A 25,354-nucleotide genomic window follows, 5' to 3' on the forward strand; every position below is an offset into this window, starting at 1 on the left:
CATGGCATTACTGACTGAACACGAACAACGCAAAGTCGCCGAGGCCATCGCCCGGGTCGAGCGCGACACCGACGCCGAACTGGTCACGGTGCTCGCTGCCCGTGCCGACGATTACGCGTACATCCCGCTGCTCTGGGCCAGCCTGCTGGCGCTGGTGTTGCCGGGCATCGTCCACTATCTCACGGGCTGGCTGACCCTGCGCAGCCTGCTGTTGGTGCAGTGGGGCATGTTCATCGTCCTGTGCCTGTTGTTCCGCCTGCCGAAAATCACCACTCATCTGGTGCCGCGCCGCGTGCGCCACTGGCGCGCCTCCAACCTGGCGCGGCGGCAGTTTCTCGAACAGAACCTGCACCACACCGTGGGCAGCACCGGCATGCTGATTTTTGTCTGCGAGGCTGAGCGCTATGTGGAAATTCTGGTGGACGAGGGGATTTCCAAACGGCTGGACAACAGCAACTGGGACGCGATTGTCGCGGCGTTTACCGAACAGGTCAGGCAGGGGCGCACGCTGGAAGGGTTTGTCACGTGCGTGGAGGCGTGTGGCGAGTTGTTGAAGGTGCATGTGCCGGTGACGCAGGTGAGGAATGAATTGCCGAATCGGCTTGTGGTGTTGGGGTAGATCAAAAGCTCGCAGCCTTCGGCAGCTCCTACAGGAGAATGCATTCCAATTGTAGGAGCTGCCGAAGGCTGCGATCTTTTGATTTTTGCCGTTGGGTAAATAAGAGGGTGTCCCCAACCCCCATCCTCCCTAAAATACCCGCCATTCCCGATTCCGCCCGTCCGAGGCCGCTTGTCCATGTCCGTTTCCGCTTCTTCCGCGCCGTCCGCCAAAGCGGCCGCCGATCACCACGCCCAGTTCATCGAGCTGCTGCAAACCAGCCTCGACGACAGCGGTTTCATCAAACTGGTGCTGGCCAAGTACGTCGGTGAAGAGGCGGATCTGCAACGGGTCATCATCAAACCGGTGACGGTCAAGGCGCAGCCGTGCCTGTCATTCGTTTATCGCTACAAGACCCGCGACATCACCAAAAATCTGCCGCTGAGCGAAGGCGTGGCGCTGATCGCCGGGCTGCTGCCGGCCTCGTTCAAAAATGCTCATTTACTGGCGCTGACCGACGAAGCGCAGCTGGAATACAGCAAAAAGGGCAAGAGTTCGCTGTTCAAGAGCAAACCTCAGCAATTGCGTGAAGCGCCGTCCGCCGAGCACAACCGTGAGAAAAACCGCTTCCTCGAATTGAGCCGTCCGTTCCTCAAGGACCTGGGCGTGACCAATGCACAACACGAGCTGATCCCGGCGATGTCGCGCAAGTGGAAGCAGATCAACAAGTTCATCGAAGTGTTCAGCCATGCCCTGACCTCGTCGCCGCTGGCGCTGGACAAACCGGTGCGGGTCGCCGATTTCGGTTCGGGCAAGGGCTACCTGACGTTCGCCATTCACGACTACCTGCGCAACACGCTCAAGGCCGAGGGCGAAGTCACTGGCGTCGAGCTGCGCGAAGAAATGGTCAACCTGTGCAACGCCGCAGCGGCGAAGCTCGAGCATCCGGGGCTGGTGTTCAAGTGCGGTGACGTGCGCACGGTGGCGCCGAGCGAACTGGACGTGATGATCGCCCTGCATGCGTGCGACATCGCTACCGATTACGCGATCCACACCGGCATCCGCTCGGGTGCGTCGATCATCATGTGCTCACCGTGCTGTCACAAACAGATCCGCCTGCAGATCCAGAGCCCGGCGCTGCTCAAGCCGATGCTGCAATACGGCTTGCACCTCGGCCAACAGGCGGAAATGGTCACCGACAGCTTGCGTGCACTGTTCCTCGAAGCCTGCGGTTACGAGACCAAAGTCTTCGAATTCATTTCGCTGGAACACACCAACAAGAACAAGATGATTCTCGCGGTGAAACGCGCCGAGCCGGTCGATTCGACGCAACTGTTGGCGAAGATCGCAGAGCTGAAAGCGTTCTATCACATCAGCGAACACTGCCTGGAAACCCTGCTGCGCGCTGACGGTTTTCTCGCCTGATAGCCTGAAATACACCTCTGTAGGAGCCGCCGAAGGCTGCGATCTTTTGATCCTGATTATTTAAATGCAAGATCAAAAGATCGCAGCCTTCGGCGGCTCCTACATTTATCGCGATCGAGCGTAGTAAGCCTGGAATTACCGCAACCCTTGGATACGGTCTACCTTGAATACTCCCAGACCTTTCCCCGAGGAGTTTTCCCATGGCCGCGAAAAAGATCCTGATGCTGGTCGGCGATTACGTCGAAGACTACGAAGTGATGGTGCCGTTCCAGGCCCTGCAGATGGTCGGCCACACGGTGCACGCCGTGTGCCCGGACAAGTCCGCCGGCAGCACCGTGCGCACGGCGATTCATGATTTTGAAGGTGATCAGACCTACAGCGAAAAACCCGGTCACCTGTTCGCGCTCAATTTCGACTTCGCCAAGGCCCGCGAAACTGATTACGACGCGCTGCTGATTCCCGGCGGTCGCGCTCCGGAGTACCTGCGGCTGAACGACAAAGTCCTCGAACTGGTGCGCGCCTTCGATACCGCCGGCAAGCCCATTGCCGCGGTCTGCCATGGCGCGCAACTGCTCGCGGCGGCGGGTGTGCTCGAGGGGCGTGAGTGCAGCGCGTATCCGGCCTGCGCCCCGGAAGTGCGTCTGGCCGGTGGCACCTATATCGACATTCCGGTGACCGACGGCCATGTTCAGGGAAATCTTGCCACCGCTCCGGCCTGGCCGGCGCATCCTAAATGGCTGGCCGGTTTCCTCGGTCTGCTCGGTACGAAAATCACCTTGTAGTCGATGCAGGCGACAGATCGCAGGCGCTGGTCTTTACTCTGAAGCGCGAAATCTCTCAATCGCCCCCAGGAGAAACAGACATGTCCGGATGGTACGAAGTGAGCAAAAGCAGCAACGGCCAATTCAGGTTCGTGTTGAAAGCGGCGAACGCCGAAACGATCCTGACCAGCGAACTCTACAGCACCCGCGCCGGCGCCGACGGCGGCATCGCCTCGGTGCAGGCCAACAGCCCGCTGGATGAGCGCTACGAGAAAAAGTCGACCAGGGATGGCCACCCGTACTTCAACCTGAAGGCGGCCAATCACCAGGTCATCGGCAGCAGCGAGTCGTATTCATCGGATGGCGCGTGTGACAAGGGCATTGCCAGCGTGAAGGCCAACGGCCCGACCAAAGTGATTAAGGACAAGACCCAGCCGGTGCTCTGAAATCCGACATCAACCTGTGGGAGTGAGCCTGCTCGCGAAAGCGGTGTTCCAGTCACCTTTTGGGTTGGCTGATATGCCGTCTTCGCGAGCGGGCTCGCTCCCACAGGTGACCGCATTCCATTGTGGGAGCGAGCCTGCTCGCGAAGGCGTCAGCCCGGCCAATATCAAACCTCAACCGGTACCGACAATTTCGGATCGCCCAACGCATGGCTCTTGGCATCAAAGAACCGCAACTCAACCCCGGTACCTTCAAACACCCTGGCGTAGTGACGCTTCTGATGCTGGATGAACGCGGCACTGCGCGGATAAATCGAGACCGCCACGCACTTCGGTCGGGCCAGGCGCAACGCCCGCACCAGATGCGCATCCTGCTCGCCCAGCGCGTGGCCGAAGATGCACAGGCTGTCGCCATGGGCCAGTAACTGCTCGTAGCAGAACGACAGATAATCCGAGCTGCGGATGGTCTTGAGCTTTTCCGCGCTCGGCCCTTCGGTGACGAACAGCGGCACGTCGTCCAGGGTCTTGATCGTATTGTTGATGGCGAAACTGCCGAGCAGGGTGCCCTCGGTCGAGGTCAGTTTGCGCGCGGTGCCGTCCTGATTGCGCACCAGATGCAGACCGCCGTGCAGATACAGCAGGCGCGGTTTGTCGGTGGCGCTCTGGCTCAGATCGAAGCTCGCGTCGGCGCCGTTGAACAGGTCGTCGATGGCCTTGCCCGGGTGTTGCAGCGCCCAGTAATTGAGCAGGTCGTAATTGGTGGTGAACACCGTGCGATAGCGCGCCAGTTCAGCATTGAGCACCGTCAGTGTCGAAGGCTGCACCAGCCGCCACGGGATGTGCACCGCATGCACGGTGTTGATCAGCGCTTCCTTGATCGCGTAATAGCGATTGCGCGGCGCCGCCGAGCTGACCGCCAGGGCCTTGTTGACCCGGCTGGTAGTTTTCAGGGCGCCCAGCACTTGCTCGAAGCTGCGGGTTTGCAGCGCGTCGAACACCGCCAGTTCCGATGGGCTCAGCGGTTTCTCTTCGACCGTACGGGCGTTTTCGAACAGCGAGTCGTAGCCGAAGTCATCCCAAACCGCACGGCTGGCGCCATTGCCCACCAACAAACCCTGGAAATCGTTCGCGGCGCGCAAGGCGTTCCAGTCTTCGAGGGTGGCGTCGACATTGAGAAAATCGGTCATTGCGTGGGCGGTCTCAAAACAAAGGGCAGATGGACGGCGACTTTATCACGAGCGGACATTGAGCCAGATCAACATCGCTCGTGACCGATCGGTCGATTCTGTGCGCACCCGCCGAATCGAGGCAGTCGATCCGGCTTCAGTCAGGAGACACACGATGAGCAGCACCTTCTTCATTCCGGCGGTCAACATCATGGGCAGCGGCTGCCTCGACGAAGCCATGGTCGCGATTCGCAATTATGGCTTTCGCAAGGCGCTGATTGTCACCGACGCCGGGCTGGCCAAGGCTGGCGTCGCCGCAATGATCGCCGAGAAACTGGCGATGCAGGACATCGATTCGGTGATCTTCGATGGCGCCAGACCGAACCCGACTACGGCCAATGTCGAATCCGGGTTGGGGCTGCTGAAGGAAAGCCGTTGCGATTTCGTCGTGTCGCTGGGTGGCGGCTCGCCGCACGATTGCGCCAAGGGCATCGCCCTGTGCGCAACCAATGGCGGGCAGATCGGCGACTACGAAGGCGTCGACCGCTCGAGCAAGCCGCAATTGCCGCTGATCGCCATCAATACCACCGCCGGCACTGCCAGCGAAATGACCCGCTTCTGCATCATCACCGACGAATCGCGCCACGTGAAAATGGCCATCGTCGACCGCAACGTCACGCCACTGCTGTCGGTCAACGACCCGGAGTTGATGGTCGCGATGCCCAAAGGCCTTACCGCCGCCACCGGCATGGACGCGCTGACCCACGCCATCGAAGCCTACGTCTCGACCGCCGCCAACCCGATCACCGACGCCTGCGCTTTGAAGGCCATGAGCCTGATCAGCAGCAACCTGCGTCTGGCCGTGCGCGACGGCAGCGACCTGGCGGCGCGGGAGAACATGGCTTACGCGCAGTTCCTCGCCGGCATGGCGTTCAACAACGCCTCGCTCGGATTTGTCCACGCCATGGCGCATCAGCTCGGCGGCTACTACGACTTGCCCCACGGCGTCTGCAATGCCGTGCTGTTGCCGCATGTGCAGAGTTTCAATGCGCTGGTCTGTGCTGACCGACTCAGGGATGTCGCCCACGCCATGGGCGCGGATATTCGTGGTTTCAGCGCGGAGGAGGGCGCACAGGCGGCGATCAATGCCATTCGCAACCTTGCCAAGGACGTCGAGATTCCCGGCGGACTGCGTGAGCTGGGCGCGAAACTCAGCGATATCCCGGTGCTCGCCACCAACGCCTTGAAGGACGCCTGTGGACTGACCAATCCACGGGCGGCGGATCAGCGCCAGATCGAGGAAATTTTCCGCAATGCGTTTTGAATGAAGGCGCGCAGGCGAGCGAAGTCGGACAAGCCTTCGCTTGCTTCTGCGACCACGGCAAATGTCCGCACACGGCCCCAATCTGAAACCTGGCCGGCGATGTTGTGTACGGCGGAGATACGGTACTGCCCGACCGCCAGGGAGGGTGCTGCCGGGGTTTGCCATTTCCGGTCGCTTTCGACCGCTGCTCTGGCAATCTCCAGGCCAGTGTCCAGATCGAAAATACTGACGAAACCCTCGGCTCGCGTGACATCTCCCGAAAAGATCAGAGGCGTATCGACCTGCGCGCCCTCAATCGGTTCGACAACGACCGGGACGTCGATCTCGGGCCGCAGTCGCACCTCATATCCGCGCTCTTCGCTCCATTCGGACGTGATGCCTGCATACGTCTGGTGGGCGTGAATCCTCTGCTGACCCTGGGCCTGAACGCCGGTGATGCTGAACGCCCATCGTCCATTTGCGCTGACCAGCCCTTCGCCAAGCGAATGGGTGTTTTCAATGTTCCAGACCTGCACAAGAGCATTGGGTATGCCGCTGCCGAGCAACAATGTCGCAGGTCCCGTCGTGCTGGCCTCTTCGGGATAGGTGATGGTCGGGGCCGGTTGTGAAGTTTGCTCGTCGCGAGTGCTCATCATGCTTCTCGTTCATGGCTGATTTGAACGCTGAGGTTGGCATGACGTGCCTGAATTCGAACCTGTAAGAACTACCAGTCATTCAGTCTTTTTTACACAGTCGGTAATTTCTTTTTCTTCTAAAAAACTGTCATTTCTGTCAGTTGTCCGGCGTGGTGGCCTGGGGTCGAATGCTCGCTACGAGGGGATCGACGTCGATCTCTTGAGGAGCATACGAACATGTCGGAATCTATCGCGCCATTGTCCCCAAACGTGCAGTCAGCCGGGGAGCTGGATGCGCTCTTTGGTCTGCGAGCGCTGAAATTCCCCGGAGCGGGCAAGACCATTGCCAAAGGCGTGGCGATCACGCCTTCGGAGCAGATCATGGTCAGCGCTACCGTCGAGCAATCGGGCCATTCGTACTACGGCCTTGCGCGCCTGGATGCCGATGGCAATCCGGATCCGGCTTTCGGCACCGGCGGATATCTCAGCGGCCAGTTCGGCACAGGCTCGCTCACGCAAGGCGGGCCATTGATTGTTGATGCGCTCGGACGGATCTGGATGTGCGGTGTGATTGGCGTCGTCAAAGACCAGGCTCTTGAATACCAGCAAGTCATCGCCCGGTTTCTGCCCGACGGCTCGCCGGACATCGAGTTCGGCGGCGACAGGAATGGCTACCGGATTGTGCCCATGCGGATTCCGTCACTCTTTGGGGCCACGCATGGGCAACTGCTGCTGGCCAAATCCGATCCGCAGCTTGCGCAGCCGGACAGGCTGCTGTTCGTGACGGCGCAAAAGGGCAGTGGCCTGTTGACGCGGTTCAATCTCGATGGCTCGGACGATTTATCGTTCGCCAGCAACGGTTGGCTGCCCCTGTCACTGCCAGGGGTGGCCATTTCGCTGTCCGGGATCATCCAGCTCGACGATGGGCTGATTCTGCTGCATGGCAAAACGGAAGTAACCAATCAGGGACTGGTCATGGCGTTCGACCACAGCGGGAAAGTTGCACAAGCGTTCGGCGACAAGGGGGTACTGCTGTTGAACATTCAGCGCGATGGCCAGCCGCTCGAAAGCAGCGTGACGGACATCGCGGTGCAAACGGCGCAGCGCCTGCTTCTGCTCGGTTCGGCGGTCGAGTCAACGCAAGGCAAGAAACTGCAACACGGGTTCATCAGTGGTATTACCTACGCCGGCCAAATGGATGACGCGTTCAACAATCCTGTCCTCACCCCGACGGCGCATGAACGGGATCTGAGAGGTTGGCAAGCAGGGGTTGCGCTGGATGACATCGCCGGTAAACGGATTGTGGCGGTCGGACAGACCTCTGGCAGCGCACGAGGCTTGTTGACGGCAGGCTTTCTGGTCGATGGCGCAGTGGATGATTCGTTTGATGTCGAGGGCGCGAGAGACATTTCATGGTCAGCCATTGATGCCTGCCTGCAAGGCTCTTCAATTCTGGTGTTGGGACGCAAGGACGATAGTGCGCAATTGGTCCGCTTGCTGACTGCGCCTGTCACAAAACAGCGCGCCAGCATGAGCAACTGAGCAGTCAGCGGTAAAACCGGGCTATCCTGCCGGCTCGGATGAACCCTGCCTTCGAGCCCACCATGCTGCAAAAAAGCCTGATCCGCCGTCTCGACCTGATCACTCTGCAACTGTTCGTCGCCGTCCACGAGGAAGGTACGTTGACCCGTGCGGCTGCGCGCGAAGCCATCGCGGTGTCGGCGGCGAGCAAGCGCCTGATGGATTTGAAGGAGGCGCTGGGCATCGCTTTGTTCGTGCGCCAAGCCAAAGGCATGATCCTCACGCCGGCCGGTGAGACCCTGCTGCACCATGCGCGGCAGATGCTCTTCAACGTGGAAAAGATGGGCCTGGAACTGGGCGAGCACAGCCACGGTGTGCGGGGTTACGTGCGCATGCTGGCCAATCTTTCGGCGATCATTCAGTTCCTGCCCGAAGACTTGCGCGACTTCTCCGCGCGGCAGCCGCAGGTCAAGACCGACCTTGAAGAACGCCCCAGCGCCGGGGTGATTCAGGGCGTGCTCGATGGCGTCGCCGACCTCGGCATCTGCTCCGACGACAGCGACACCAAAGGCCTGCACAGCGTGTTGTACCGCCAGGACAAACTGGTGGTGGTGATGCTCCCGGAGCATCCGTTGGCTACGCGCGCATCGGTGACTTTCGATGAAACTCTCGACAGCGATTACGTCGGCTTGCACGCAGCCAGTTCGATCAACATGCGTACCCATGCGGCGGCGCGGCAGGCCGGCAAAGTCCTGCGCATCCGCATTCATGTGCCGGGATTCGATGCGGTGTGCCGGATGGTCCAGGCGAACATGGGCATCGGCATTCTGCCGCAGCGAGCCTATGAGTTGTTTGGTCAGGCACTGGGCTTGCGTGCGGTGCCGCTGACCGATGCCTGGGCGGATCGCGCGCTGATTGTGGTGGTGCGCGATGAGGCAGGGTTGTCGCCGGTGAGCCGGATGTTGTTTGAGCATTTGCGCGGGCGGTAGATCTTCATTGCGGCTGATGGCCTCTTCGCGAGCAGGCTCGCTCCCACATTGAACTTGTGTGAACACAGAATCTGAAACCACTACAGATCCTTGTGGGAGCGAGCCTGCTCGCGAAGGCGGCCCTGAATTCACCCCGCAATCACAGAGGAGCATTCGCATTTCGCGAACGCCCATTGCCGAGAGACGGCTGGATTCGCTGACGATCGTTCCTCTAGCCTTGGCGACATATTCCAAGAACAAGAGGTACCCGCGATGACTGCCCCTTTGAGTGCAATCAAAGTGATCGAGATCGGCACCCTGATCGCCGCGCCGTTTGCCGCGCGCATGCTTGCCGAGTTCGGCGCCGAGGTGATCAAGATCGAAGCCATGGGTCAGGGCGACCCGCTGCGCAAATGGCGCAAGCTGCACGAAGGCACATCGCTGTGGTGGTACCTGCAATCGCGCAACAAGAAATCCCTGGCGCTCAATCTCAAATCCGCTGAAGGCATCGAACTGGTCAAGCAACTGGCCGGCGACGCCGACGTGATCATTGAAAACCTGCGCCCCGGTGCGCTGGAAAAACTCGGTCTGGGTTGGGACGTGCTACATGCGCTGAATCCGAACCTGACCCTGGTGCGTATCTCCGGCTACGGCCAGACCGGCCCTTACCGTGACCGGCCCGGTTTCGGTGCGATTGGCGAGGCCATGGGCGGCATCCGCTACACCACCGGCAATCCCGATTCGCCACCGGCGCGGGTCGGCGTCAGCCTCGGCGATTCGCTGGCCTCGCTGCACGCGGTGATCGGCGCGCTGATGTCGCTGTTGCGGGTCAAGACCGGGCAGGGCGGTGGACAGATCGTCGATGTGTCGCTGGCCGAAAGCGTGTTCAACGTCATGGAAAGTCTGGTGCCGGAATACGACATGCTCGGCCATGTCCGCGAGCGCAGCGGCGGCGCCTTGCCGGGCATCGCGCCCTCCAATACTTACCTCACGTCCGACGGCGCTTATGTGGTGATTGCCGGCAACAGCGACCCGATCTACAAGCGCCTGATGCACACTATCGGCCGCGCTGATCTAGCCGAGGCAGAAGAATTCGCCCACAACGACGGCCGCGCGGCGCAGAGCGGTTTGCTCGATGCGGCCATCACACACTGGACCAGCAGCCTGCCGATCGACGAGGTACTGGCTGCTCTCGAAGCTGCCGAAGTGCCGGCCGGGCGCATCTATTCGGTGGCTGATATCGTCGCCGATCCGCACTATCAGGCGCGGGACATGCTGCTCGATGCCGAGTTGCCCGGTGGCGCAACGGTGAAGATGCCCGGCATTGTCCCCAAACTCTCGGAGACCCCCGGCGGAGTGAACTGGTCCGGGCCGAAACTGGGCCAGCACACCGACGCTATTCTCACCAATCTTGGCCTGACTGAACTCGACATCGAACGCCTGAAAAACCAAGGGGTGGTGCAATGATCACTGACTATTCGAAAACCCTGATCGTCCAGGAAGTCTCACCCCGCGACGGTTTGCAGATCGAGCCGACGTGGGTGGAAACCGCTGACAAGATCGCCCTGATCAATCAATTGTCACAGGCCGGATTCAGCCGCATCGAGGCCGGCTCGTTCGTCTCGCCCAAAGCCATTCCGGCCCTGCGTGACGGCGAGCGAGTGTTCAACGGCATTCAGCGCCAGCCGGGTGTTATTTACGTGGCGTTGATCCCCAACCTCAAAGGCGCGCAACGTGCATTGGCAGCGAATGCCGATGAGTTGAATCTGGTGATGTCCGCCAGCCAGACCCACAACCTGGCCAATATGCGCATGCGTTGCGAAGAGTCGCTGGCGGCATTCGCTGACATTGTTGCGTTTGTCAGCGGCTCAGGTGTGCGCCTCAACGGCAGCATCGCCACCACGTTCGGTTGTCCGTTCGAAGGCCGGATCGATGAGGATCGCGTACTGCAGATCGTCGACGCTTATCAAGAGCTCGGCATTCAGGGCATCAGCCTCGCCGATACCACCGGCATGGCCAATCCGCGTCAGGTCGATCGCTTGGTGCGGCGCGTTTTGCAGCGGGTTTCGCCGGCCGATCTGACCCTGCATTTCCACAACACCCGCGGCCTCGGCCTGTGCAATGTGCTGGCCGCTTACGAGGCCGGCGCGCGGCGCTTCGATGCGGCGCTGGGTGGCCTCGGTGGCTGTCCGTTTGCGCCGGGGGCGTCGGGCAATATCTGCACCGAAGACCTGGTGAACCTGTGCGCTGAAGTCGGCATTCCCACGGGGATCGATTTGCCGCTGCTGCTGAAGCTTTCGCGCGGCTTGCCGGCGCTGTTGGGCCACGATGTCCCCGGCCAACTGGCCAAGGCCGGGCGCAACTGCGATCTGCATCCGATGCCCACCTGAGAAACACCAGTACCCCTGTGGGAGCGGGCTTGCCCGCGATGACGGCAGCAAATTCAACGAAAGCGTTAGCTGAACTGACGCCATCGCTGGCAAGCCAGCTCCCACACAAAAGCGCTCCACAGGGAGCGTCATCACCAGACAACAAAAACAATCGGACGCCCATCGGCAGTCCGCCTGGAGAAAATCTATGAGCCTCAATGTAATGGAGGCGGGCGTGAATCCGTCCGTCGATCACGACGCCGAAAAAGCCCTGGTCAGCAAAGTTGCCTGGCGCCTGATGCCGCTGATCATGGTCTGCTACCTGTTCGCCTTTTTCGACCGCATCAACATCAGCTTCGCCAAATTCCAGTTGCAGACCGACCTGAGTCTGAGCGACACCGCGTATGGCTTGGGCGCCGGGCTGTTCGTGGTCGGTTACGTGCTGTTCGAAGTGCCGAGCAACATGATGCTGTACAAGGTCGGCGCGCGGCGCTGGATCGCGCGGATCATGATGTCGTGGGGCGTGGCGACGGCGGCGATGGTCTTCGTCAACAGCGAATGGCAGTTCTATGCGCTGCGCTTCGTCATCGGTGCGATGGAAGCCGGGTTTGCTCCGGGCGTGCTGTATTACCTGACGCTGTGGTTTCCGCAGCACTTCCGTGGCCGCATCACCTCGATGCTGTTTCTCGCCTCGGCGTTTGCCGGGCTGGTCGGCGCACCGTTCTCAGGGCTGGTGTTGCAACACCTCGATGGCGTATTGCAGATGCGCGGCTGGCATTGGTTGTTCCTGCTCGGAGGCGTGCCGTGCATCGCGCTGGGTTTTCTGGTGCTGACGCAGCTGAAGGACCGCATCGAGGATGCGCACTGGCTGACGGCTGACGAGAAGAAATTGCTCTCCAGTCGCATCGCTCATCACGAACCACACAAGAGCGGCGGCTCATTGCTCGCGGCGCTGAAAATTCCCGGGTTCCTGACGTTGGGTTTGATCTACTTCCTGATCCAGGTCGCGTCCTACGGTTTGAATTTCTGGGCACCGCAATTGATCCGCAGCGCCGGCACCGAAAGCCCGGTGATGATCGGCCTGCTGACCGCCATTCCGTACATCTGCGGGGCGATCAGCATGGTGGTGATTGGACGCTTGTCCGACGCCACCGGTGAACGGCGCAAGTTTGTCGCCGGGCTGGTGATCGTCGGCGCGATCGGCTTCTTCAGCGCGGGAATCTTCGCCAGCCACACGACCTTCCTGATCGTCGCGCTCGGCCTGCTCGGCGCCGGCATCATCGCTTCGATTCCGAGCTTCTGGACCCTGCCACCGAAACTGCTGGCGGGCGCAGGTGCCGGCGCGGCGGGCGGGATCGCAGTGATCAATACCCTGGGGCAGTTCGGCGGGATCGTCAGCCCGGTCATGGTCGGACGCATCAAGGACCTCACCGGCAGCACCACCCCGGCGCTGTACGTCATCGGCGTCGCCGCGCTGATTGCGGCCGCTTTGCTGTTGTGGGGCTTGCCGCAGAAGTTGCGCACGCTGGATAAGTTCTGAGACTCGCGGCGTCTGTGATGACGCCTTCGCGAGCAGGCTCGCTCCCACTTTGGAATGCGCTTTCCTGTGCGAGCGAGCCTGCTCGCGAATTCCGACTTCAGACACATGAGAAGATTCGCTGGCCAGATCTGTTGAATCCTCCGATGCAGAAAGGGATAGTGCGCGCCTGGAAATATCTTCAAGGAGCGGGAAGTGACAATGAAGTCCACGTGGATCAGCGCTGCCGCGCTCTGCGGGTGGTTGATGGCTGGGCAGGCGTGGGCAGATTGCACGCCGCCGGCGGTCAGCGCGGAAGCGGATTTCTCGCTGTGCAAAGAATGGCCGGCTTATCCGCAGCTGACGATTACCGCGCTATCGACGTTCGTGCCCGATCCCGTCTATGGCCAAGACGGCAGCGTGGGCTCGTACGATCTGGATCTGGCTATCATCACGGCCGGCAGCCCCAAACCGCTGGCGACCTATCATCAGCGGTCGGCGTTTCTCTCCGATGCCATCGCGCTGGAGAGTCTGGAGCTGGATACGGCGCGTTATAAACTCACGCCCGACTTTCGTGCATTCGGCGTCCGCGCCCATTTCAAAGGCTCGTCGCGCGTCAATCCGCTGGATGAAACCCTGCTGTCGCTCTACGTGAAAGAGGGCAACAAGGTGCGCCCGGTGCTGGATCGCTTGGTCGTCTACAGCTTCAGTGGCGAGTGGGATGGCAATTGCGCCGGAGAGCGAGCGGAGACGGTGCGTACGCTTGAGATGGGCAAAACCAGTTCCCATGGTTACGCCGATATCATTGTCCGCTCAGTCACCACGGGTCTGGTCGGTGAGGGTCCACCCGACACCTGCGAATCGAAAACTACCCACGAAAAGCCGGTGCTGACCACGTTGCGCTATGACGGACAGCAATATTTCGTTCCCGAAAATCTGAGAGGCTATTGAAGGCGCGTCGTTCTACTTCCTCGATCCCGACGGGCACAAGCTGGAAGTCCACGTCGGCGATTTGCAATCGCGGCTGGCTACGTGTCGGCAGAAACCGTACCCCGGCATGCGTTTTCACGACGCGCAGTGATCCGCCGTGACCCTCTGATATAGACTGGCCGCCAAGTATTCTGGCGCTTGCAGGTTTCTCATGACTCCATCATTGCTGTTGGCCGTTCTGGCTTCGGGTTTCATCTACGGGATCACGCCCGGGCCGGGCGTGCTGGCGGTGTTCGGGATTGGCGCGGCCCATGGCCGGCGTGCCGGGGCGGGGTTTCTGTGCGGGCATCTGCTCGGCGATGTGATCTGGTGCAGCACCGCGCTGGTGGCGATTGTCGGTGCGCGGGAAATCGGCAGCACCGCGTTCGATGTGCTCGGCGTGCTCAGCGCGTTGTACCTGTTCTGGCTCGGCTGGCGTGCGGTGCGTGCCCAACGCCGCAATGGCGACGAGGCGCAAGGGGCGGCGCGGCAGCCGTTCTGGCACGGCATCGTCTTCGGCCTGACCAATCCCAAGGCCTATCCGGTGGCGGTGGCGACCTTTACGGCGCTGTTGTCGAGCCGCGCCGAACTGCTCAACTGGTCGATGCTACCTGCACTGATCGCCCTGAGTTTCATCGGCGGCGCCCTGGCCTACGCTATCCTCATCGGCGTGGTCGGCGCACAGCGAGTGCGCATGGTGTATCAGCGGCATGAGCTGCTCATCACGCGTTTATGCGGCGTGATGTTTATCGGCTTCGCCATCAACGCGTTGATGCACGCGCTGCCGGGGCTGCTGCCGAACAAGACTTGATGGAATGGGCAGGGACGCGCAATTACGATCATGGATGATTGAAATCGCTGCACTGCGCGGACACCCCGTAGAACCATGCAAAGCCCCAACCCTGCGCCGCTGGCGAGCTACATTGACCTGTTGCTGGACGCCGTTTGCGCGGTCGACAAACAGGGCCGTTTCGTTTTTGTCAGCGCTGCCTGCGAGCGGATTTTCGGCTACACGCCTGACGAACTGATCGGCCGCTCGATGATCGAGCTGGTGCACCCGGCTGATCGCCAGCGCACCCTTGCGGCCGCTGGCGAAATCATAGACGGCGACCCGAAGCACAATTTCGAGAACCGCTATCTGCGTAAGGACGGCAGCGTCGCGCACATTTCCTGGTCGGCGCGCTGGTCGGAAGTCGATCAACTGCGCATCGCCGTCGCCCGCGATATCACCGAGCGCAAGCAGGCCGAGTCGCGGCAAGCGGCGTTGTACGCGATTTCCGAGGCGGCGCATGCGGCGGAAGATTTGCTGGCGCTGTTCAAAAGGGTTCATTTGCTGATTGGCGAGTGGCTGCCGGCGCTGAATTTTTCCGTGGCGCTGTACGACGAACACTGCGCGCAGCTGAATTTTCCCTATCACGTCGACGATCACGAATTGCAGCCCGAGCAGCCCGGCACCGTCATCGGACGGCTCTGCGCGCAAGTGATCCGCAGCGGCCAGCCGATGTTGCTGACGCCGGACAGCGCCGATGCCACGCCCGATTTTGCTGAGCTGGTGGCGGAACAAAACGCGCCTTGCTGGCTCGGTGTACCACTGAACTCAAAAAACGGCACCATCGGCGCCTTGATCGTCAAAAGCCTCGCTGGCGGCGAACGCTACACCGAGCAGGACAAGGAACTGCTGCAATATGTCTGTGCACAAGTCGCCACGGCCATCGAGCGCCAGCAATTGCACGCGCGGCTCAAACGCATGGCGCAATACGATCAACTGACGCAACTGCCCAACCGCGAACTGCTGCGTGATCGGCTCAAGGCTGCGCTGGCCCATGCGCGAACCGGGCACGGGCGCATGGCGCTGCTGTATGTCGATCTGGATCGCTTCAAACAGGTCAACGACACCCATGGCCATGCCGTCGGTGACATGCTCCTGCAAACCGTGGCCAACCGGCTGAAAGGCTGCGTGCGTGAAACCGACACGGTGGCGCGTATCGGTGGCGATGAGTTCGTCGTGCTGCTGCACAGCGTGCATGCCGCCGGCGATCCCGACAGTGTCGCCGGAAAAATCCGACAGGTGCTGGCGCAGCCCATGCGCCTCGACGGGCATGACCTGTGGATCGAATCGAGCATCGGCGTGGCGCGCTTTCCTGAACACGGCGAAGAAGAACAGCAACTGTTTCGGCATGCCGATCAAGCCATGTATGCGGCCAAACGCCTGAATCATCGGGCCTTGGGCAGCTGAAGCGAGCGCGCCGTTCGTCGCGGTTCAGGCAGATTTTCTAAACCTTTGACCGCTAAAGCATTCCTAACTGAGGCGGACAATTGTCCGCCGCGACATTTGAGCAGCGGGCGAATCACGGCCCGTTTGAATTTTCCACGAAGGAGGGCGCGACCATGAGCCGGATGGCCACCCGTTTACGTAACGTCAGTTTTGCAACCCTGCTGGGCCTGTGCGCCAGCAGTGCGTTCGCCCAGTCGCCTGCCGAATTCATCAACGATGCCTCTGCCAAAGGCATGGCCGACATCGAAGCCAGTCGTCTGGCCCACGGCAAGACCGAATCGAAAGAGGTCAAGGATTACACCATCGTTGTGATCAACGACCGCACCACGGCCAACCAGCACCTTGCGAAAATCGCCAAGAAACTCGACCTGCCGGTTGCCCCCCGCGAAGAACTCGCCGACAAGGCCAAAGAGCTGATGCCGGAAGTGAAGGACGGCACCACATTCGATCAGGCCTACGCTGCCAGTCAGGTCAAGGCGACCGAGGAGGCCATCACTCAGATCGAGCAACAGGCACAGACCACCGACGTGCCGGAAATCAAAGCGTTTGCCGATGAGACTTTGCCGAAACTGCAAAGCCATCTGGAGAAAGCTCGAGCGTTGCAGGCCAGTCGCTAACTTCGCCTTGTTGTTGCAGCGCGAGCGAAACCTTCAGTTGAAATGCGATGCTTCCCCTGTGGGAGCTAGCCTGCTCGCCAAAGCGGTGTGTCAGTCAATGATGTTTTGACTGACCCGCCATCTTCGCGAGCAGGCTCGCTCCCACAGGGTGTGTTTACTTGCTCAGCACTCATTCAAATCCTGCTTTGGCTTGCTCTTGTCGCCAAGCCCCTCAAGATCAAACACCTGATTCTCACCCAGCGCGCGGTAATGCCGGCGCAGCGCTTCGAGCTGCTTCAGATCCAGCGCCTCCAGCCCGAGCATCGCGTTCTGCGCTTCCTTGTTCACTCGCAACAGCTCATCGAGTTTCAAATGCAGAATGTCGGTATCGCGGTTCTGCGTGTTCTGAATCAGGAACACCATCAGGAACGTGATGATCGTCGTCGAGGTATTGATGATCAGCTGCCAAGTGTCGTTGTAACCAAAAATCGGCCCGCTCAACCCCCACAGCCCGATCAGAATCAACGCCCCCATGAACGTCTTCGGGCTACCGGCCCACAGGGCAAGTTTCTGGGCAATCTTTGCGAATTTCATGATGGAAGTCCTTGTTTTGGGAGCTTGAAATTCAGACATCGGCGTTGTGCTGAAAATTCTAATTACAAATAACCGGGCGGGACGCCGGAGGCGAGGCGAGCTCATCGGCCTTATCGCTGTATGGTATGGGCAGCTGCACTTCCCGGTTTCAAGCCATGCCCCGACAGGAGAACGCAATGAGTTGGTCTGCCAAGCAATACGTCGCTTTCGAAGATGAACGCACCCGCCCGGCCCGTGATCTGTTGGCGGCGATACCCACGGCGCAGGCCCGAGCGGTGGTGGACATTGGTTGCGGACCGGGCAATTCCACCGAATTGCTGGTGCAGCGTTTTCCCGAGGCGAGCGTCAGTGGCCTCGACAGTTCGGCGGACATGATTGCCGCCGCGCGCAAGCGCTTGCCTGACGTGCAGTTTCAGGTGGCCGAGGTCGACAAATGGGCTGACCAGGGGCCGTTCGATGTGATCTTCGCCAATGCGGTGCTGCAATGGGTGCCTGATCACGCTTCGTTGTTGCCAGCCCTGGCGAGCAAGCTTTCAGATGGTGGCAGCCTGGCGATTCAAATGCCGGACAACCTCAACGAACCGTCCCACCGCTTGATGCGTGAAGTCGCCGCCAATGGGCCGTGGGCGAGCAAGCTCGCAGACGCTGCCGGGCAGCGCACCGACATGGCCAGTGCCAGTGAGTATTTTTCAATGCTGCGGCCGCACTGCGCGCGGGTCGATGTGTGGCGCACCACCTATCACCATCAGCTTCGGGACGGGGCGGCGGGAGTGGTGGAGTGGTTCAAGGGTAGCGGGTTGATTCCATTCCTGAGCCCATTGACCGAGGAGGAGCGGGCGCAGTATCTGCAGCGGTATCTGCCGGAGGTTACCAAGGCTTATCCGGCCTTGGCTGACGGCTCGGTGCTGTTGCCGTTTCCACGATTGTTCATTATTGCGACCCGTTGAGTTACGCCACCAAGTGTCTTGAGTTCGCCACGTTATCTCTGGTCGGCGCATCTCTTGAACGCAACACGGTCGGTCCCCTCTCCCTCGGGAGAGGGTTAGGGTGAGGGGCTTATTGGCGCAGAAACCCGATCACCGCTGCACCGCCAACATCATCGTCCTCTGGCATCCTTTCAACTCGTTCACGCTGAGCTCGTCGGAAATTTCCTTCTGTTTTCCAGGCTTTTACACTTGGTGCGCTATGGCTGTTTAAAGTTGAATCACGTTGCGTCCCGATGCCTACAAATCCTTGCGCCGCTGCCTACCGGTACGCCAGAATCCGCCGGCTTGTGCGCCTGGAGGGCGGTCGGTAACTTGGTTCGCGTCACTGATTTCCAGTGATCGGGTTTAGTAGCCCGGTAATGTCCTCCTCGTAACGGTTGCACGAGTTCCGTTGAATCAGGCGCGTGCCTGTATTTTATGGTGGCTGTGCGCATGGCGCCTTCGGGTGCGCCGGATGGGGGATGGGTCCGGTCTACTAACTTGCGTACAGCCGCCATTCTCCCGTTTAGTAGCGTGGTGGATGCGGCTCAAATGAAAGGTACCGCCCCGTGTTCAAAGTAACGCCAAATCCGCCGGAAACCGATCCGGCCTCTCCTTACGAGTCCCTCGATTCGAAAAAACTCCACGAAGCCGCCGAACGCGCTCTCGACCACTATCTCATCCCGCCGCAAACCAGCTCACCGCCATACCAGGCCAGCAGCATGTTCATGGTCAATCCAGGCACCGACACCGGGTCGCTATCGGTCAATGCCAGCTAATCCCTCGGATCGGTCAGCGTCATGCCCGGCGACTTCGCCGCCTTGCTCGACGGCAGCCAGCGCAAAACCCTGCTCGGCATCGCCCAGGTCGTCATGCTGGGCGAGCTGGCGGTGAATCAGGTGTTGGATAATGTGGTGCCGGTGGGTTAGCCGGCGTTGATTTCCGAGTAAAAAGTAACCGGTCGTTGCGACCGGTTTTTCGGCTAGTGCAGCGTCAAAACCGCTGATCAATACCAGGTTTGTCCTCTTGAAAGGGCTCGGAAGGGGGAATCGGGAATTGCTGCTCCTCATACTCGCCCACCCGCCGAGCGAGAATTTCCAATTCATCGCCTTCCGGCGAGTTCATCTCAGCGCCCCAAATCTGCTCGATACGCAGCAATGCTGCGGACAAGTCTTCAGTGCTCCGAATGGGTTTGATGTCCATAAATGATGTCCGCTTTGGTAACCACATGAGCGGCGATCTTGAACGGCACAACAAACGCTGTGTTCATCATTACGTTGCCAAATATGACTGCATTGCGGAGAGTCAGATTCGCGGTGACAAAAGCGGCCACGCGTGACCCAACCGCGTAATCCTCAATGTCAGCTGTGTAGCAATCAGAAGATCTCTATTGCTCCACGAAATTAGTGAAATTTTTCAAAAATGGTCATATCTGATCCTTAAGGGAGGCTAGATGGCTACAATGGCTCTATTAAGATCCTTAAGAATTGGAAGGGTTTGCCATGTCATTCATGCATTTGCTTCACTCGCCGGCTGAGATCGCTAGAAATGTCGGAGAAAACGCCAAAATCCTGCGGCTCTCCAAAAACCTTTCCCGCAAGACGCTCGCAGAAAAGGCGGGGGTTTCCGAATCCACCATCAAGCGATTCGAAGCGACCGGCCTCGTGACGTTGGAGGCTTTGATCCTGATAGCCACTGCGCTTGATGAACTCAACGCTGTGACCAGGCTGTTCAAACCAGAGCAACCGAGCTCGCTGGATGAGCTGAAGAATGCCAGGCGCAAGAGAGGGATGCGCTGATGATCAAGCCTTTCAAACACACAGAAGCGCTGGATGTTTTGAAAGAGGGCGCCAAGGTTGGTGAGCTGGTCAGAGTCGCGGGCCGGGGGATTTACTTCGCTTACGATCCGGGTTGGCTTGCCACTGGCTACAATCTTTCGCCGCTGACAATGGCTTGGGACGAAAAGCCCCAGTTGGCCAGGAACACCAGCCTCTTCGAAGGGCTACACGGACCGTTCGCCGATTCACTGCCTGACGGCTGGGGCATGCTGCTGATGGATCGATATTTCGACAGCACCTTCGGTGACGGCACCCACCTTACCCTCACAGCGCTTGATCGCCTTGCTTATATGGGCGAGCGCAGTATGGGGGCGTTTGAATATCAGCCGAAGGCGGAAAAAACAGAGCTCACAGGCCCTTTGGATATTTGCCAACTCTACGAAGCTTCAATCGAAGTTCAAGAGGGTGAGACCCCTGCTGTGCTTACCAAATTGCGACTGGCCGGTGGCTCACCGGGGGGCGCACGACCGAAGGCAATCGTGGCGCTGTCTGCCGACAAAAAACACGCAATTTCGGCCTTTGATGCCCTGCCCGAGGGCTATGCACATTGGATCGTGAAGTTCAGGGCATTGTACGAACCGATTGAAACCGGCGGCATTGAACTCGCCTATGCCGAGATGGCTCGTGCCGCCGGAGTGACCATGGCTGAATCGGATCTTCTGGATGTGCAGATGCCTGGCGGCGAGGTTGAGCGTTTCTTCGCAACCAAGCGCTTCGACCGCGACGGCGAGCGCAAGATTCACATGATGACCGTCTCGGCGCTCATGTACGCGGACTACCGCGCATTGTCATCCATCGACTACCCGAACCTGCTCAAGCTCACTCAGGTGTTGACCAGAAGCTCCGTCGAAGTGGAAAAGATGGCCAGGTTAATGATCTTCAATGCGCTGTCTCACAACCATGACGACCATGCGAAGAACTTTGCCTTTCTCTGCCACAATCCTGAAAAAAAAGGCGAGAAAGAAACCTGGACGCTGTCCCCGGCATACGACCTGACTTTCGCAAACGCCATGGGCGAGCACACCACTGACTTCGGTGGCCGCACTCCCGGCACGCCTACGCGCAAGCGAATCATGGAGATCTGCAAGGATTACAAATACCTCAAGGCCGAGGAATACATCGAGCAGACTCTCGCAGCGCTCGCCGACTGGAAGAAAGTATTCACTCGATTGAATGTCCCGCACAAAGCCGGGGAACCGATCTTCAATGTACTGGCGAGGCTGCATCAGGATTTCGAGAAGTAATCCGGGGAGGAGGGGCTCAGCGATCTTCTGGAAGTCTTCACCGCCAACACGCTTCAACTTCCAGACACAAAAAAACCGGCCATCAAGGCCGGTTTTTCATTTCTGCATCCCCCGTCGGACAACACAACGCGAGATCAATATTCGGTGGAGCGGGTAGAGGGAATCGAACCCTCATCTAAAGCTTGGGAAGCTTTCGTTCTACCACTAAACTATACCCGCTCAGAGCGGCTGACTTTGTACCAGACTCGGCCACGGATTTGAAGTTTTCTTTTCTCTGCGAGGGCTTTGCCACGCAGAAAACGGTCGATCGCGAGCAAGGGCTGCGCCGGTGCAACAGGCACTTCAAGCTTGCAGCCTTGCCCGCGATGACGCTGTTTCAAATGGCCAAAGCATGTTGATCCTGCACAAACGAGTAGCGCGTTCGGCTGGCTTGCGGCGCAGGTTTCAGAAAGCCGAGCAGGGCGTTCTGGCTGTCGCGGCAGGCGGCCTTGTGCTCCATGTCGAGAAAGTGTCCGGTGGCTTGCAGGGTGGTGAAGCTGCTGTGGGCAACGTGATTGCCGAACAGTCGCGCATCCTCGGCGGCGGTGTATTCGTCCCATTCGCCGTTGAGAAACAGCACCGGCACGTTGATCTTTTTCGCCGCATTCAGATAGCACTGGCGATCGCTGTGCAGCACGTCGTTGATATGAAAATGCATCTGTCCGTATTCATGCTCGGCGAGACTGCTGACGTGGCGGTAGTTGAAACGCTTGAACAGCGACGGCAGGTGTTTGCCGATGGTGTTGTTGACCAGATGGCCGACCCGGTCGCCGTCGCGGCTGCCGAGGTAGTCGACGCCGCGCTCGAGGTAATCGAGCATGTGCGCATTGATCACCGGTGAGAACGAGCTGATCACGGCTTTTTCGATGCGCCGCGGTTGCTGGGCGAGGGCGACCAGAGTGGCGGCGCCGCCCCAGGAGAACGACAGCACGTGTTCGGCGGCGAAGTGATCGATCAGCTCCAGCAGAATCTGCCCTTCGACTTCCTTCGTCAGATGTTTCTCATGCCGGTTGTGGGCTTTTGAGCGGCCCGCGTAGGGCTGGTCATAGCAGACCACGTTGAATTGCGGGTGCAGGTTTTTCACGGTCTGTGCAAACGACGCAGTCGTGGCCATCGAGCCGTTGACCAGAATGATGGTCTTTTCTGCGGCGTCTGCGCGATAGAACTCCGTGTAAACCCGATACTGACCCTGTATATCCAGCACAGCGATTTCTGGCCTCATGTCATAAGACTCCTGGCAAGCAAGCGGGTATGCGCGCAATCGAGATTGCACGAGCTTTGTGACAGGTAGGCATACGCCTGAAATTTGCTGGCCCATGTCGATCCGGTACGGCAGGTCGACGGGTGTTGTTATTGGCGGGCAGATTGTCGGCTGAGGCGCAGCCCTTGAGGGCAGACGACCGACAAAAAGTTTCTTGGAAGTATGTGGTGACTCATCGGTCACATTTCGGCCGACGTCCTGATTCAAGCAGGGGACTCAGGATCACGCAAGTGCCGTCGGCGAATTGTTCGACAACTTCGGCTGAGCGGTCGCCGGCTTAGAACAAATGAATCTCTTCGGTGCGCAAAGCGCGGTACTCGCCCGGTTTTAGCGCGTGATCGAGGGTCAGTTTGCCCATGGATTCGCGGTGCAGGCGCAGGACTTTGTTGTTGAAGAACCCGAACATGCGCTTGACCTGATGGTAGCGGCCTTCAACGATGCTCAACCGTGCCGAGCGTGGGCCGAGCAGCTCAAGCTGTGCCGGTTGCGTGGTCAGATCTTCGAAAGCGAAGTAGATGCCCTCGGCAAATTTCAGCGCGTAGCTCGGGTCGATGTCCTGTTCGGTTTCGACGTAATAGACCTTCGGCAGTTTGGTTTGCGGCTGCGTCAGGCGCCGCGACCAGGCGCCGTCATTGGTGATCAGCATCAGCCCGGTGGTGTTGAAATCCAGACGTCCGGCGATGTGCAGATCGTCCTTGTGCGGTTCGTCGAGCAGGTCGAGCACGGTCGCATGCTGCGGATCGCGGGTGGCGCTGACGCAACCCGGCGGTTTGTGCAGCATGAAATAGCGCGCCGGTTTACCGCTCTGCAGCACCTCATCGTCGACTTCGACCCGGCTGAATTCCAGCACATCACTGTGCGGGTCGCTGACGACTTTTCCGTCAATCCGCACGCGCTTTTCCACCAGCAACAGGCGCACCTGCTGACGGTTGTAGCGGGGCAGATTGCTGAGGAAGCGGTCGACGCGCATGGTCAGGATTCAACGGACAAAGGGCCGCGCATCTTACGGGATCGGCCGCCGGTCTGCTTGCAACTGCGCTTCGACCTGGGCGCAACGCGGGCACAGGCAGGCTTGATTGCGCAGCGCGGCCGGCAGCGCTTCGAGCACCGCCGGGTCGATGGTTACGCCATAGCACCAGCATTCGCGGTCGGCGGTGCGCGGGTCGGCGAGGCTGCAATCGTTGCGGGCGCCGCAGGCCGGGCAGTGGTCGGGTTTGACGTCGTTATCAGGCATAGGTCGAGTGCGGCATTTCCATGCAGGTGCGGTTGCGCCCGGTTTGCTTGGCGCGGTACATCGCATGATCGGCCCGCGACAGCAGAGTGTGCAAGGTGTCATCGCGTTGCACGGTGGTGGCGCCGATGCTCACGGTCAGATGCAGGCTGTGGCCATCGTAAGCGTATTCGTGTTGTTCGACGTGCTGGCGGATTTTCTCGGCGATTTTCTGCCCGGTCTCGCCGTCGGTGTCTTTCAACAGAACGATGAACTCTTCACCGCCCCAGCGGCAGACGATATCGGCGTGGCGCAGGCAACTTTGCAGATCGCGGGCGAAACCGATCAACACCTGGTCGCCAGCCATGTGCCCGTAGGTGTCGTTCAAGGCTTTGAAGTGGTCGAGGTCGAGCAACAGAGCGGTCAGCGGCTTGGTTTCCCGTTGGGCCTCGTGCAGCGCTTGCGCAGCGAGGATGTCGAAGCCGCGTCGGTTCGGCAGCTCGGTCAGACTGTCGAGGGTGGCGTGCGCCTGGATCTTCGCCTGGAAGCGCTTGATCACCCGATTGAGCAGCGCCAGTACGATCAACGTCACCAACAGGCAGATCAGCAGATTGAGATACAGCGACTGGCGGATCTCGCTCAGCGCGCCGTCTTCGCGTTTATCGACGAACAGGTACCAGTTCAACTCGGGGATAAACCGCACGTTGAGAAAATGTCCCTGGCCGTGGGTGGAGTATTCGTAGCTGCCGCTGTGCGGCTTGGGCAACTGGCTGACCAGACTTTTCATGCTCTCCAGTTCGCCAAGACTCTGGCCGATGTGCGCGCCTTCCGGACCACCCTCGGCACCGGTCAATACGAGGCGGCCGAAGGTGTCGACGAAGTACACGCTGCGTTGATAGCGCTGTTGATACTTGTCGATCAGCTTGATCACCGCGTCCACGGTCAGGCCCACGCCCGCCGCGCCGATGAAGCGGTTGTGGTAGTCGTAGACCTTGTAGTTGATGAAGAACGTCAGGTTGTCCTTGTTGGCGAGATCCGGGTCGACGTTGATCTCGTACGGGTCCTGCATGTCGCGCACGCGGAAGTACCAGGTGTCGCGCGGCTCATCGACTTTGACCTGTTTGAGCACGCCTTTGGCGTGGTAGTAGGTGAGCGTGGCATTGGAAACGAAGAACGCCGTGTAGGCGCCGTAATGGGTCATGACCTCGTCGAGATAGCGGGTCATCTGCTCGGGATTCTGCTCGCCGTTGACCACCCAGTCGCGCATGAACGTGTCACGGGACATCATCGAGGAAATCAGGATCGGCCGGACCAGATCTTTCTGGATTTCCGAATAGACCGTGTCGGAGGTCAGTGGCAGTTCAGTGTTGACGATGTTGTCGCGGATCGACTCGCGGGAAGCGAAATAGCTCAACAGCGAGGTGGCGAGAAACCCGGCGCCGAGCAGGGCGACCAACGTGAGCACCAGTGAACGTTGCGAGTACAAGGGAGAACGAAGCGGCATGGCAGATCCGTTGGCAGTGGCCCGATGGGATGCATTCTAGTGGCACTGCGCGCAAATAACTGCTCCCTGTGCGGCGTGAATGGTCGTTCCTTTATTCGGGGGTGGTGCGCCAGAACCTGTGGGAGCGAGCCTGCTCGCGAAAGCGGTGGGTCAG

Annotated in this window: 25 protein-coding genes, 1 tRNA gene and 2 pseudogenes; 19 read left to right on the forward strand and 9 right to left on the reverse strand. The window is 59.8% G+C overall.

Translation table 11 applies throughout. From position 1 onward, the window contains the following. Position 1 precedes the first annotated feature (1 nt). The 4 genes from J2Y39_RS01735 to J2Y39_RS01750 all read left to right on the forward strand — a co-directional run bounded on the left by J2Y39_RS01735 (position 2) and on the right by J2Y39_RS01750 (position 3,230). The gene (locus J2Y39_RS01735; RefSeq protein ID WP_016771315.1) at positions 2 to 619 is read left to right on the forward strand and encodes a TPM domain-containing protein; all 618 of its coding nucleotides are present in this window, start codon (positions 2 to 4) and stop codon (positions 617 to 619) included. A 177-nt stretch (positions 620 to 796) separates the two neighbouring features. Then, a complete protein-coding gene (locus J2Y39_RS01740; RefSeq protein ID WP_310214690.1) occupies positions 797 to 2,023 on the forward strand; it encodes an SAM-dependent methyltransferase in 1,227 nt (408 codons plus the stop codon). Positions 2,024 to 2,223: 200 nt separating this feature from the next. Then, entirely contained in the window at positions 2,224 to 2,805 is a 582-nt protein-coding gene (locus J2Y39_RS01745) for a DJ-1/PfpI family protein (protein ID WP_258707721.1), read from the forward strand. Between the two features lie 80 nt (positions 2,806 to 2,885). Beyond that, positions 2,886 to 3,230 (forward strand): YegP family protein, encoded by a 345-nt coding sequence (locus J2Y39_RS01750; RefSeq protein WP_150742377.1) that lies wholly within the window; start codon positions 2,886 to 2,888, stop codon positions 3,228 to 3,230. A 164-nt stretch (positions 3,231 to 3,394) separates the two neighbouring features. Here J2Y39_RS01750 and J2Y39_RS01755 read toward each other — a convergent pair whose 3' ends face one another. Then, positions 3,395 to 4,414 (reverse strand): DUF4917 family protein, encoded by a 1,020-nt coding sequence (locus J2Y39_RS01755; protein WP_310214697.1) that lies wholly within the window; start codon positions 4,412 to 4,414, stop codon positions 3,395 to 3,397. A gap of 154 nt (positions 4,415 to 4,568) precedes the next feature. Between J2Y39_RS01755 and yiaY the strand changes: the two genes are divergently transcribed. Continuing rightward, entirely contained in the window at positions 4,569 to 5,717 is a 1,149-nt protein-coding gene (gene yiaY, locus J2Y39_RS01760; RefSeq protein WP_056783452.1) for an L-threonine dehydrogenase, read from the forward strand. Here yiaY and J2Y39_RS01765 read toward each other — a convergent pair. Further along, entirely contained in the window at positions 5,678 to 6,349 is a 672-nt protein-coding gene (locus J2Y39_RS01765; RefSeq protein ID WP_310214700.1) for a hypothetical protein, read from the reverse strand. The two genes, yiaY and J2Y39_RS01765, sit on opposite strands and share 40 nt — an antisense overlap. Before the next feature lie 219 nt (positions 6,350 to 6,568). On the opposite strand from J2Y39_RS01765, the gene J2Y39_RS01770 reads away from it, so the two are divergent. The 10 genes and pseudogenes from J2Y39_RS01770 to J2Y39_RS01815 all read left to right on the forward strand — a co-directional run bounded on the left by J2Y39_RS01770 (position 6,569) and on the right by J2Y39_RS01815 (position 16,566). After that, positions 6,569 to 7,873: a hypothetical protein gene (locus tag J2Y39_RS01770; protein ID WP_310214703.1), complete on the forward strand. Its 1,305-nt coding sequence runs from the start codon at positions 6,569 to 6,571 to the stop codon at positions 7,871 to 7,873. 62 nt (positions 7,874 to 7,935) lie between these two features. After that, positions 7,936 to 8,841 (forward strand): LysR family transcriptional regulator, encoded by a 906-nt coding sequence (locus J2Y39_RS01775; RefSeq protein ID WP_310214705.1) that lies wholly within the window; start codon positions 7,936 to 7,938, stop codon positions 8,839 to 8,841. Positions 8,842 to 9,093: 252 nt separating this feature from the next. Then, a complete protein-coding gene (locus J2Y39_RS01780) occupies positions 9,094 to 10,287 on the forward strand; it encodes a CaiB/BaiF CoA-transferase family protein (protein WP_150636481.1) in 1,194 nt (397 codons plus the stop codon). Further along, complete coding sequence (locus J2Y39_RS01785) at positions 10,284 to 11,210, forward strand: hydroxymethylglutaryl-CoA lyase (RefSeq protein WP_310214710.1); 927 nt, start codon at positions 10,284 to 10,286, stop codon at positions 11,208 to 11,210. Before J2Y39_RS01780 ends, J2Y39_RS01785 begins: the two co-directional genes overlap by 4 nt. Positions 11,211 to 11,397: 187 nt before the next feature. Then, complete coding sequence (locus J2Y39_RS01790; protein ID WP_150636483.1) at positions 11,398 to 12,729, forward strand: MFS transporter; 1,332 nt, start codon at positions 11,398 to 11,400, stop codon at positions 12,727 to 12,729. A gap of 192 nt (positions 12,730 to 12,921) precedes the next feature. After that, positions 12,922 to 13,656, forward strand: a complete 735-nt coding sequence (locus J2Y39_RS01795) for a hypothetical protein (RefSeq protein WP_310214713.1) — start codon at positions 12,922 to 12,924, stop codon at positions 13,654 to 13,656. Next, positions 13,655 to 13,786, forward strand: a pseudogene (locus J2Y39_RS01800) (glutathione transferase); the annotation flags it as partial. The gene J2Y39_RS01795 and the pseudogene J2Y39_RS01800, both read left to right, overlap by 2 nt. A gap of 60 nt (positions 13,787 to 13,846) precedes the next feature. Continuing rightward, positions 13,847 to 14,485 carry a LysE family translocator gene (locus J2Y39_RS01805; RefSeq protein ID WP_041478891.1) on the forward strand — a complete coding sequence of 213 codons (639 nt, stop codon included), beginning with the start codon at positions 13,847 to 13,849 and terminating at the stop codon, positions 14,483 to 14,485. A 75-nt stretch (positions 14,486 to 14,560) separates the two neighbouring features. Then, on the forward strand, positions 14,561 to 15,910 hold the full coding sequence (locus J2Y39_RS01810) for a diguanylate cyclase domain-containing protein (protein WP_310214718.1): 1,350 nt from the start codon (positions 14,561 to 14,563) through the stop codon (positions 15,908 to 15,910). Positions 15,911 to 16,062: 152 nt separating this feature from the next. After that, the gene (locus J2Y39_RS01815; RefSeq protein ID WP_095180584.1) at positions 16,063 to 16,566 is read left to right on the forward strand and encodes a DUF4142 domain-containing protein; all 504 of its coding nucleotides are present in this window, start codon (positions 16,063 to 16,065) and stop codon (positions 16,564 to 16,566) included. 162 nt (positions 16,567 to 16,728) lie between these two features. On the opposite strand, the gene J2Y39_RS01820 is transcribed toward J2Y39_RS01815, so the two are convergent. Beyond that, entirely contained in the window at positions 16,729 to 17,139 is a 411-nt protein-coding gene (locus J2Y39_RS01820) for a low affinity iron permease family protein (protein WP_016771301.1), read from the reverse strand. A 176-nt stretch (positions 17,140 to 17,315) separates the two neighbouring features. Here J2Y39_RS01820 and tam point away from each other — a divergent pair, with 176 nt between their 5' ends. Next, complete coding sequence (gene tam / locus J2Y39_RS01825; RefSeq protein WP_310214721.1) at positions 17,316 to 18,086, forward strand: trans-aconitate 2-methyltransferase; 771 nt, start codon at positions 17,316 to 17,318, stop codon at positions 18,084 to 18,086. A 587-nt stretch (positions 18,087 to 18,673) separates the two neighbouring features. Next, positions 18,674 to 19,033 (forward strand): annotated as a pseudogene (locus J2Y39_RS01830) (DUF6124 family protein). Positions 19,034 to 19,097: 64 nt separating this feature from the next. Here the strand turns inward: J2Y39_RS01830 and J2Y39_RS01835 are convergent. Beyond that, positions 19,098 to 19,307, reverse strand: a complete 210-nt coding sequence (locus tag J2Y39_RS01835) for a transcriptional regulator (RefSeq protein ID WP_081932519.1) — start codon at positions 19,305 to 19,307, stop codon at positions 19,098 to 19,100. A gap of 299 nt (positions 19,308 to 19,606) precedes the next feature. On the opposite strand from J2Y39_RS01835, the gene J2Y39_RS01840 reads away from it, so the two are divergent. After that, complete coding sequence (locus tag J2Y39_RS01840) at positions 19,607 to 19,903, forward strand: helix-turn-helix domain-containing protein (protein ID WP_095180586.1); 297 nt, start codon at positions 19,607 to 19,609, stop codon at positions 19,901 to 19,903. Next, positions 19,903 to 21,186, forward strand: coding sequence for a type II toxin-antitoxin system HipA family toxin (locus tag J2Y39_RS01845; RefSeq protein WP_095180587.1), 1,284 nt, complete (start codon positions 19,903 to 19,905; stop codon positions 21,184 to 21,186). Before J2Y39_RS01840 ends, J2Y39_RS01845 begins: the two co-directional genes overlap by 1 nt. Before the next feature lie 145 nt (positions 21,187 to 21,331). Here J2Y39_RS01845 and J2Y39_RS01850 read toward each other — a convergent pair. The 5 genes from J2Y39_RS01850 to J2Y39_RS01870 all read right to left on the reverse strand — a co-directional run bounded on the left by J2Y39_RS01850 (position 21,332) and on the right by J2Y39_RS01870 (position 25,200). Further along, positions 21,332 to 21,405 (reverse strand) — tRNA-Gly (locus J2Y39_RS01850). 157 nt (positions 21,406 to 21,562) lie between these two features. Further along, entirely contained in the window at positions 21,563 to 22,447 is an 885-nt protein-coding gene (locus J2Y39_RS01855) for an alpha/beta fold hydrolase (protein WP_041478884.1), read from the reverse strand. A 316-nt stretch (positions 22,448 to 22,763) separates the two neighbouring features. Continuing rightward, positions 22,764 to 23,456 (reverse strand): pseudouridine synthase, encoded by a 693-nt coding sequence (locus J2Y39_RS01860; protein ID WP_310214726.1) that lies wholly within the window; start codon positions 23,454 to 23,456, stop codon positions 22,764 to 22,766. Positions 23,457 to 23,489: 33 nt separating this feature from the next. Then, positions 23,490 to 23,720 carry a cysteine-rich CWC family protein gene (locus J2Y39_RS01865; protein WP_041478882.1) on the reverse strand — a complete coding sequence of 77 codons (231 nt, stop codon included), beginning with the start codon at positions 23,718 to 23,720 and terminating at the stop codon, positions 23,490 to 23,492. Further along, positions 23,713 to 25,200, reverse strand: coding sequence for a sensor domain-containing diguanylate cyclase (locus J2Y39_RS01870; protein WP_041478881.1), 1,488 nt, complete (start codon positions 25,198 to 25,200; stop codon positions 23,713 to 23,715). The genes J2Y39_RS01865 and J2Y39_RS01870 overlap by 8 nt, the downstream gene beginning before the upstream one ends. Positions 25,201 to 25,354: the final 154 nt, after the last annotated feature.

Origin of the sequence: Pseudomonas sp. 2957, from assembly GCF_031456345.1 — a bacterium.
In the GTDB taxonomy this organism is placed as follows: domain Bacteria; phylum Pseudomonadota; class Gammaproteobacteria; order Pseudomonadales; family Pseudomonadaceae; genus Aquipseudomonas; species Aquipseudomonas siliginis.

Coding starts and splice junctions, on each gene's coding strand:
- J2Y39_RS01750 (WP_150742377.1), top strand. CDS start 2,886: ATGTCCGGATGGTACGAAGTGAGCAAAAGCAGCAACGGCCAATTCAGG.
- J2Y39_RS01810 (WP_310214718.1), top strand. CDS start 14,561: ATGCAAAGCCCCAACCCTGCGCCGCTGGCGAGCTACATTGACCTGTTG.
- J2Y39_RS01775 (WP_310214705.1), top strand. CDS start 7,936: ATGCTGCAAAAAAGCCTGATCCGCCGTCTCGACCTGATCACTCTGCAA.
- J2Y39_RS01770 (WP_310214703.1), top strand. CDS start 6,569: ATGTCGGAATCTATCGCGCCATTGTCCCCAAACGTGCAGTCAGCCGGG.
- J2Y39_RS01860 (WP_310214726.1), bottom strand. CDS start 23,456: ATGCGCGTCGACCGCTTCCTCAGCAATCTGCCCCGCTACAACCGTCAG.
- J2Y39_RS01780 (WP_150636481.1), top strand. CDS start 9,094: ATGACTGCCCCTTTGAGTGCAATCAAAGTGATCGAGATCGGCACCCTG.
- J2Y39_RS01855 (WP_041478884.1), bottom strand. CDS start 22,447: ATGAGGCCAGAAATCGCTGTGCTGGATATACAGGGTCAGTATCGGGTT.
- J2Y39_RS01805 (WP_041478891.1), top strand. CDS start 13,847: ATGACTCCATCATTGCTGTTGGCCGTTCTGGCTTCGGGTTTCATCTAC.
- J2Y39_RS01835 (WP_081932519.1), bottom strand. CDS start 19,307: ATGGACATCAAACCCATTCGGAGCACTGAAGACTTGTCCGCAGCATTG.
- J2Y39_RS01820 (WP_016771301.1), bottom strand. CDS start 17,139: ATGAAATTCGCAAAGATTGCCCAGAAACTTGCCCTGTGGGCCGGTAGC.
- yiaY (WP_056783452.1), top strand. CDS start 4,569: ATGAGCAGCACCTTCTTCATTCCGGCGGTCAACATCATGGGCAGCGGC.
- J2Y39_RS01755 (WP_310214697.1), bottom strand. CDS start 4,414: ATGACCGATTTTCTCAATGTCGACGCCACCCTCGAAGACTGGAACGCC.
- J2Y39_RS01735 (WP_016771315.1), top strand. CDS start 2: ATGGCATTACTGACTGAACACGAACAACGCAAAGTCGCCGAGGCCATC.
- J2Y39_RS01785 (WP_310214710.1), top strand. CDS start 10,284: ATGATCACTGACTATTCGAAAACCCTGATCGTCCAGGAAGTCTCACCC.
- J2Y39_RS01815 (WP_095180584.1), top strand. CDS start 16,063: ATGAGCCGGATGGCCACCCGTTTACGTAACGTCAGTTTTGCAACCCTG.
- J2Y39_RS01790 (WP_150636483.1), top strand. CDS start 11,398: ATGAGCCTCAATGTAATGGAGGCGGGCGTGAATCCGTCCGTCGATCAC.
- J2Y39_RS01740 (WP_310214690.1), top strand. CDS start 797: ATGTCCGTTTCCGCTTCTTCCGCGCCGTCCGCCAAAGCGGCCGCCGAT.
- J2Y39_RS01765 (WP_310214700.1), bottom strand. CDS start 6,349: ATGAGCACTCGCGACGAGCAAACTTCACAACCGGCCCCGACCATCACC.
- J2Y39_RS01745 (WP_258707721.1), top strand. CDS start 2,224: ATGGCCGCGAAAAAGATCCTGATGCTGGTCGGCGATTACGTCGAAGAC.
- tam (WP_310214721.1), top strand. CDS start 17,316: ATGAGTTGGTCTGCCAAGCAATACGTCGCTTTCGAAGATGAACGCACC.
- J2Y39_RS01840 (WP_095180586.1), top strand. CDS start 19,607: ATGTCATTCATGCATTTGCTTCACTCGCCGGCTGAGATCGCTAGAAAT.
- J2Y39_RS01870 (WP_041478881.1), bottom strand. CDS start 25,200: ATGCCGCTTCGTTCTCCCTTGTACTCGCAACGTTCACTGGTGCTCACG.
- J2Y39_RS01865 (WP_041478882.1), bottom strand. CDS start 23,720: ATGCCTGATAACGACGTCAAACCCGACCACTGCCCGGCCTGCGGCGCC.
- J2Y39_RS01845 (WP_095180587.1), top strand. CDS start 19,903: ATGATCAAGCCTTTCAAACACACAGAAGCGCTGGATGTTTTGAAAGAG.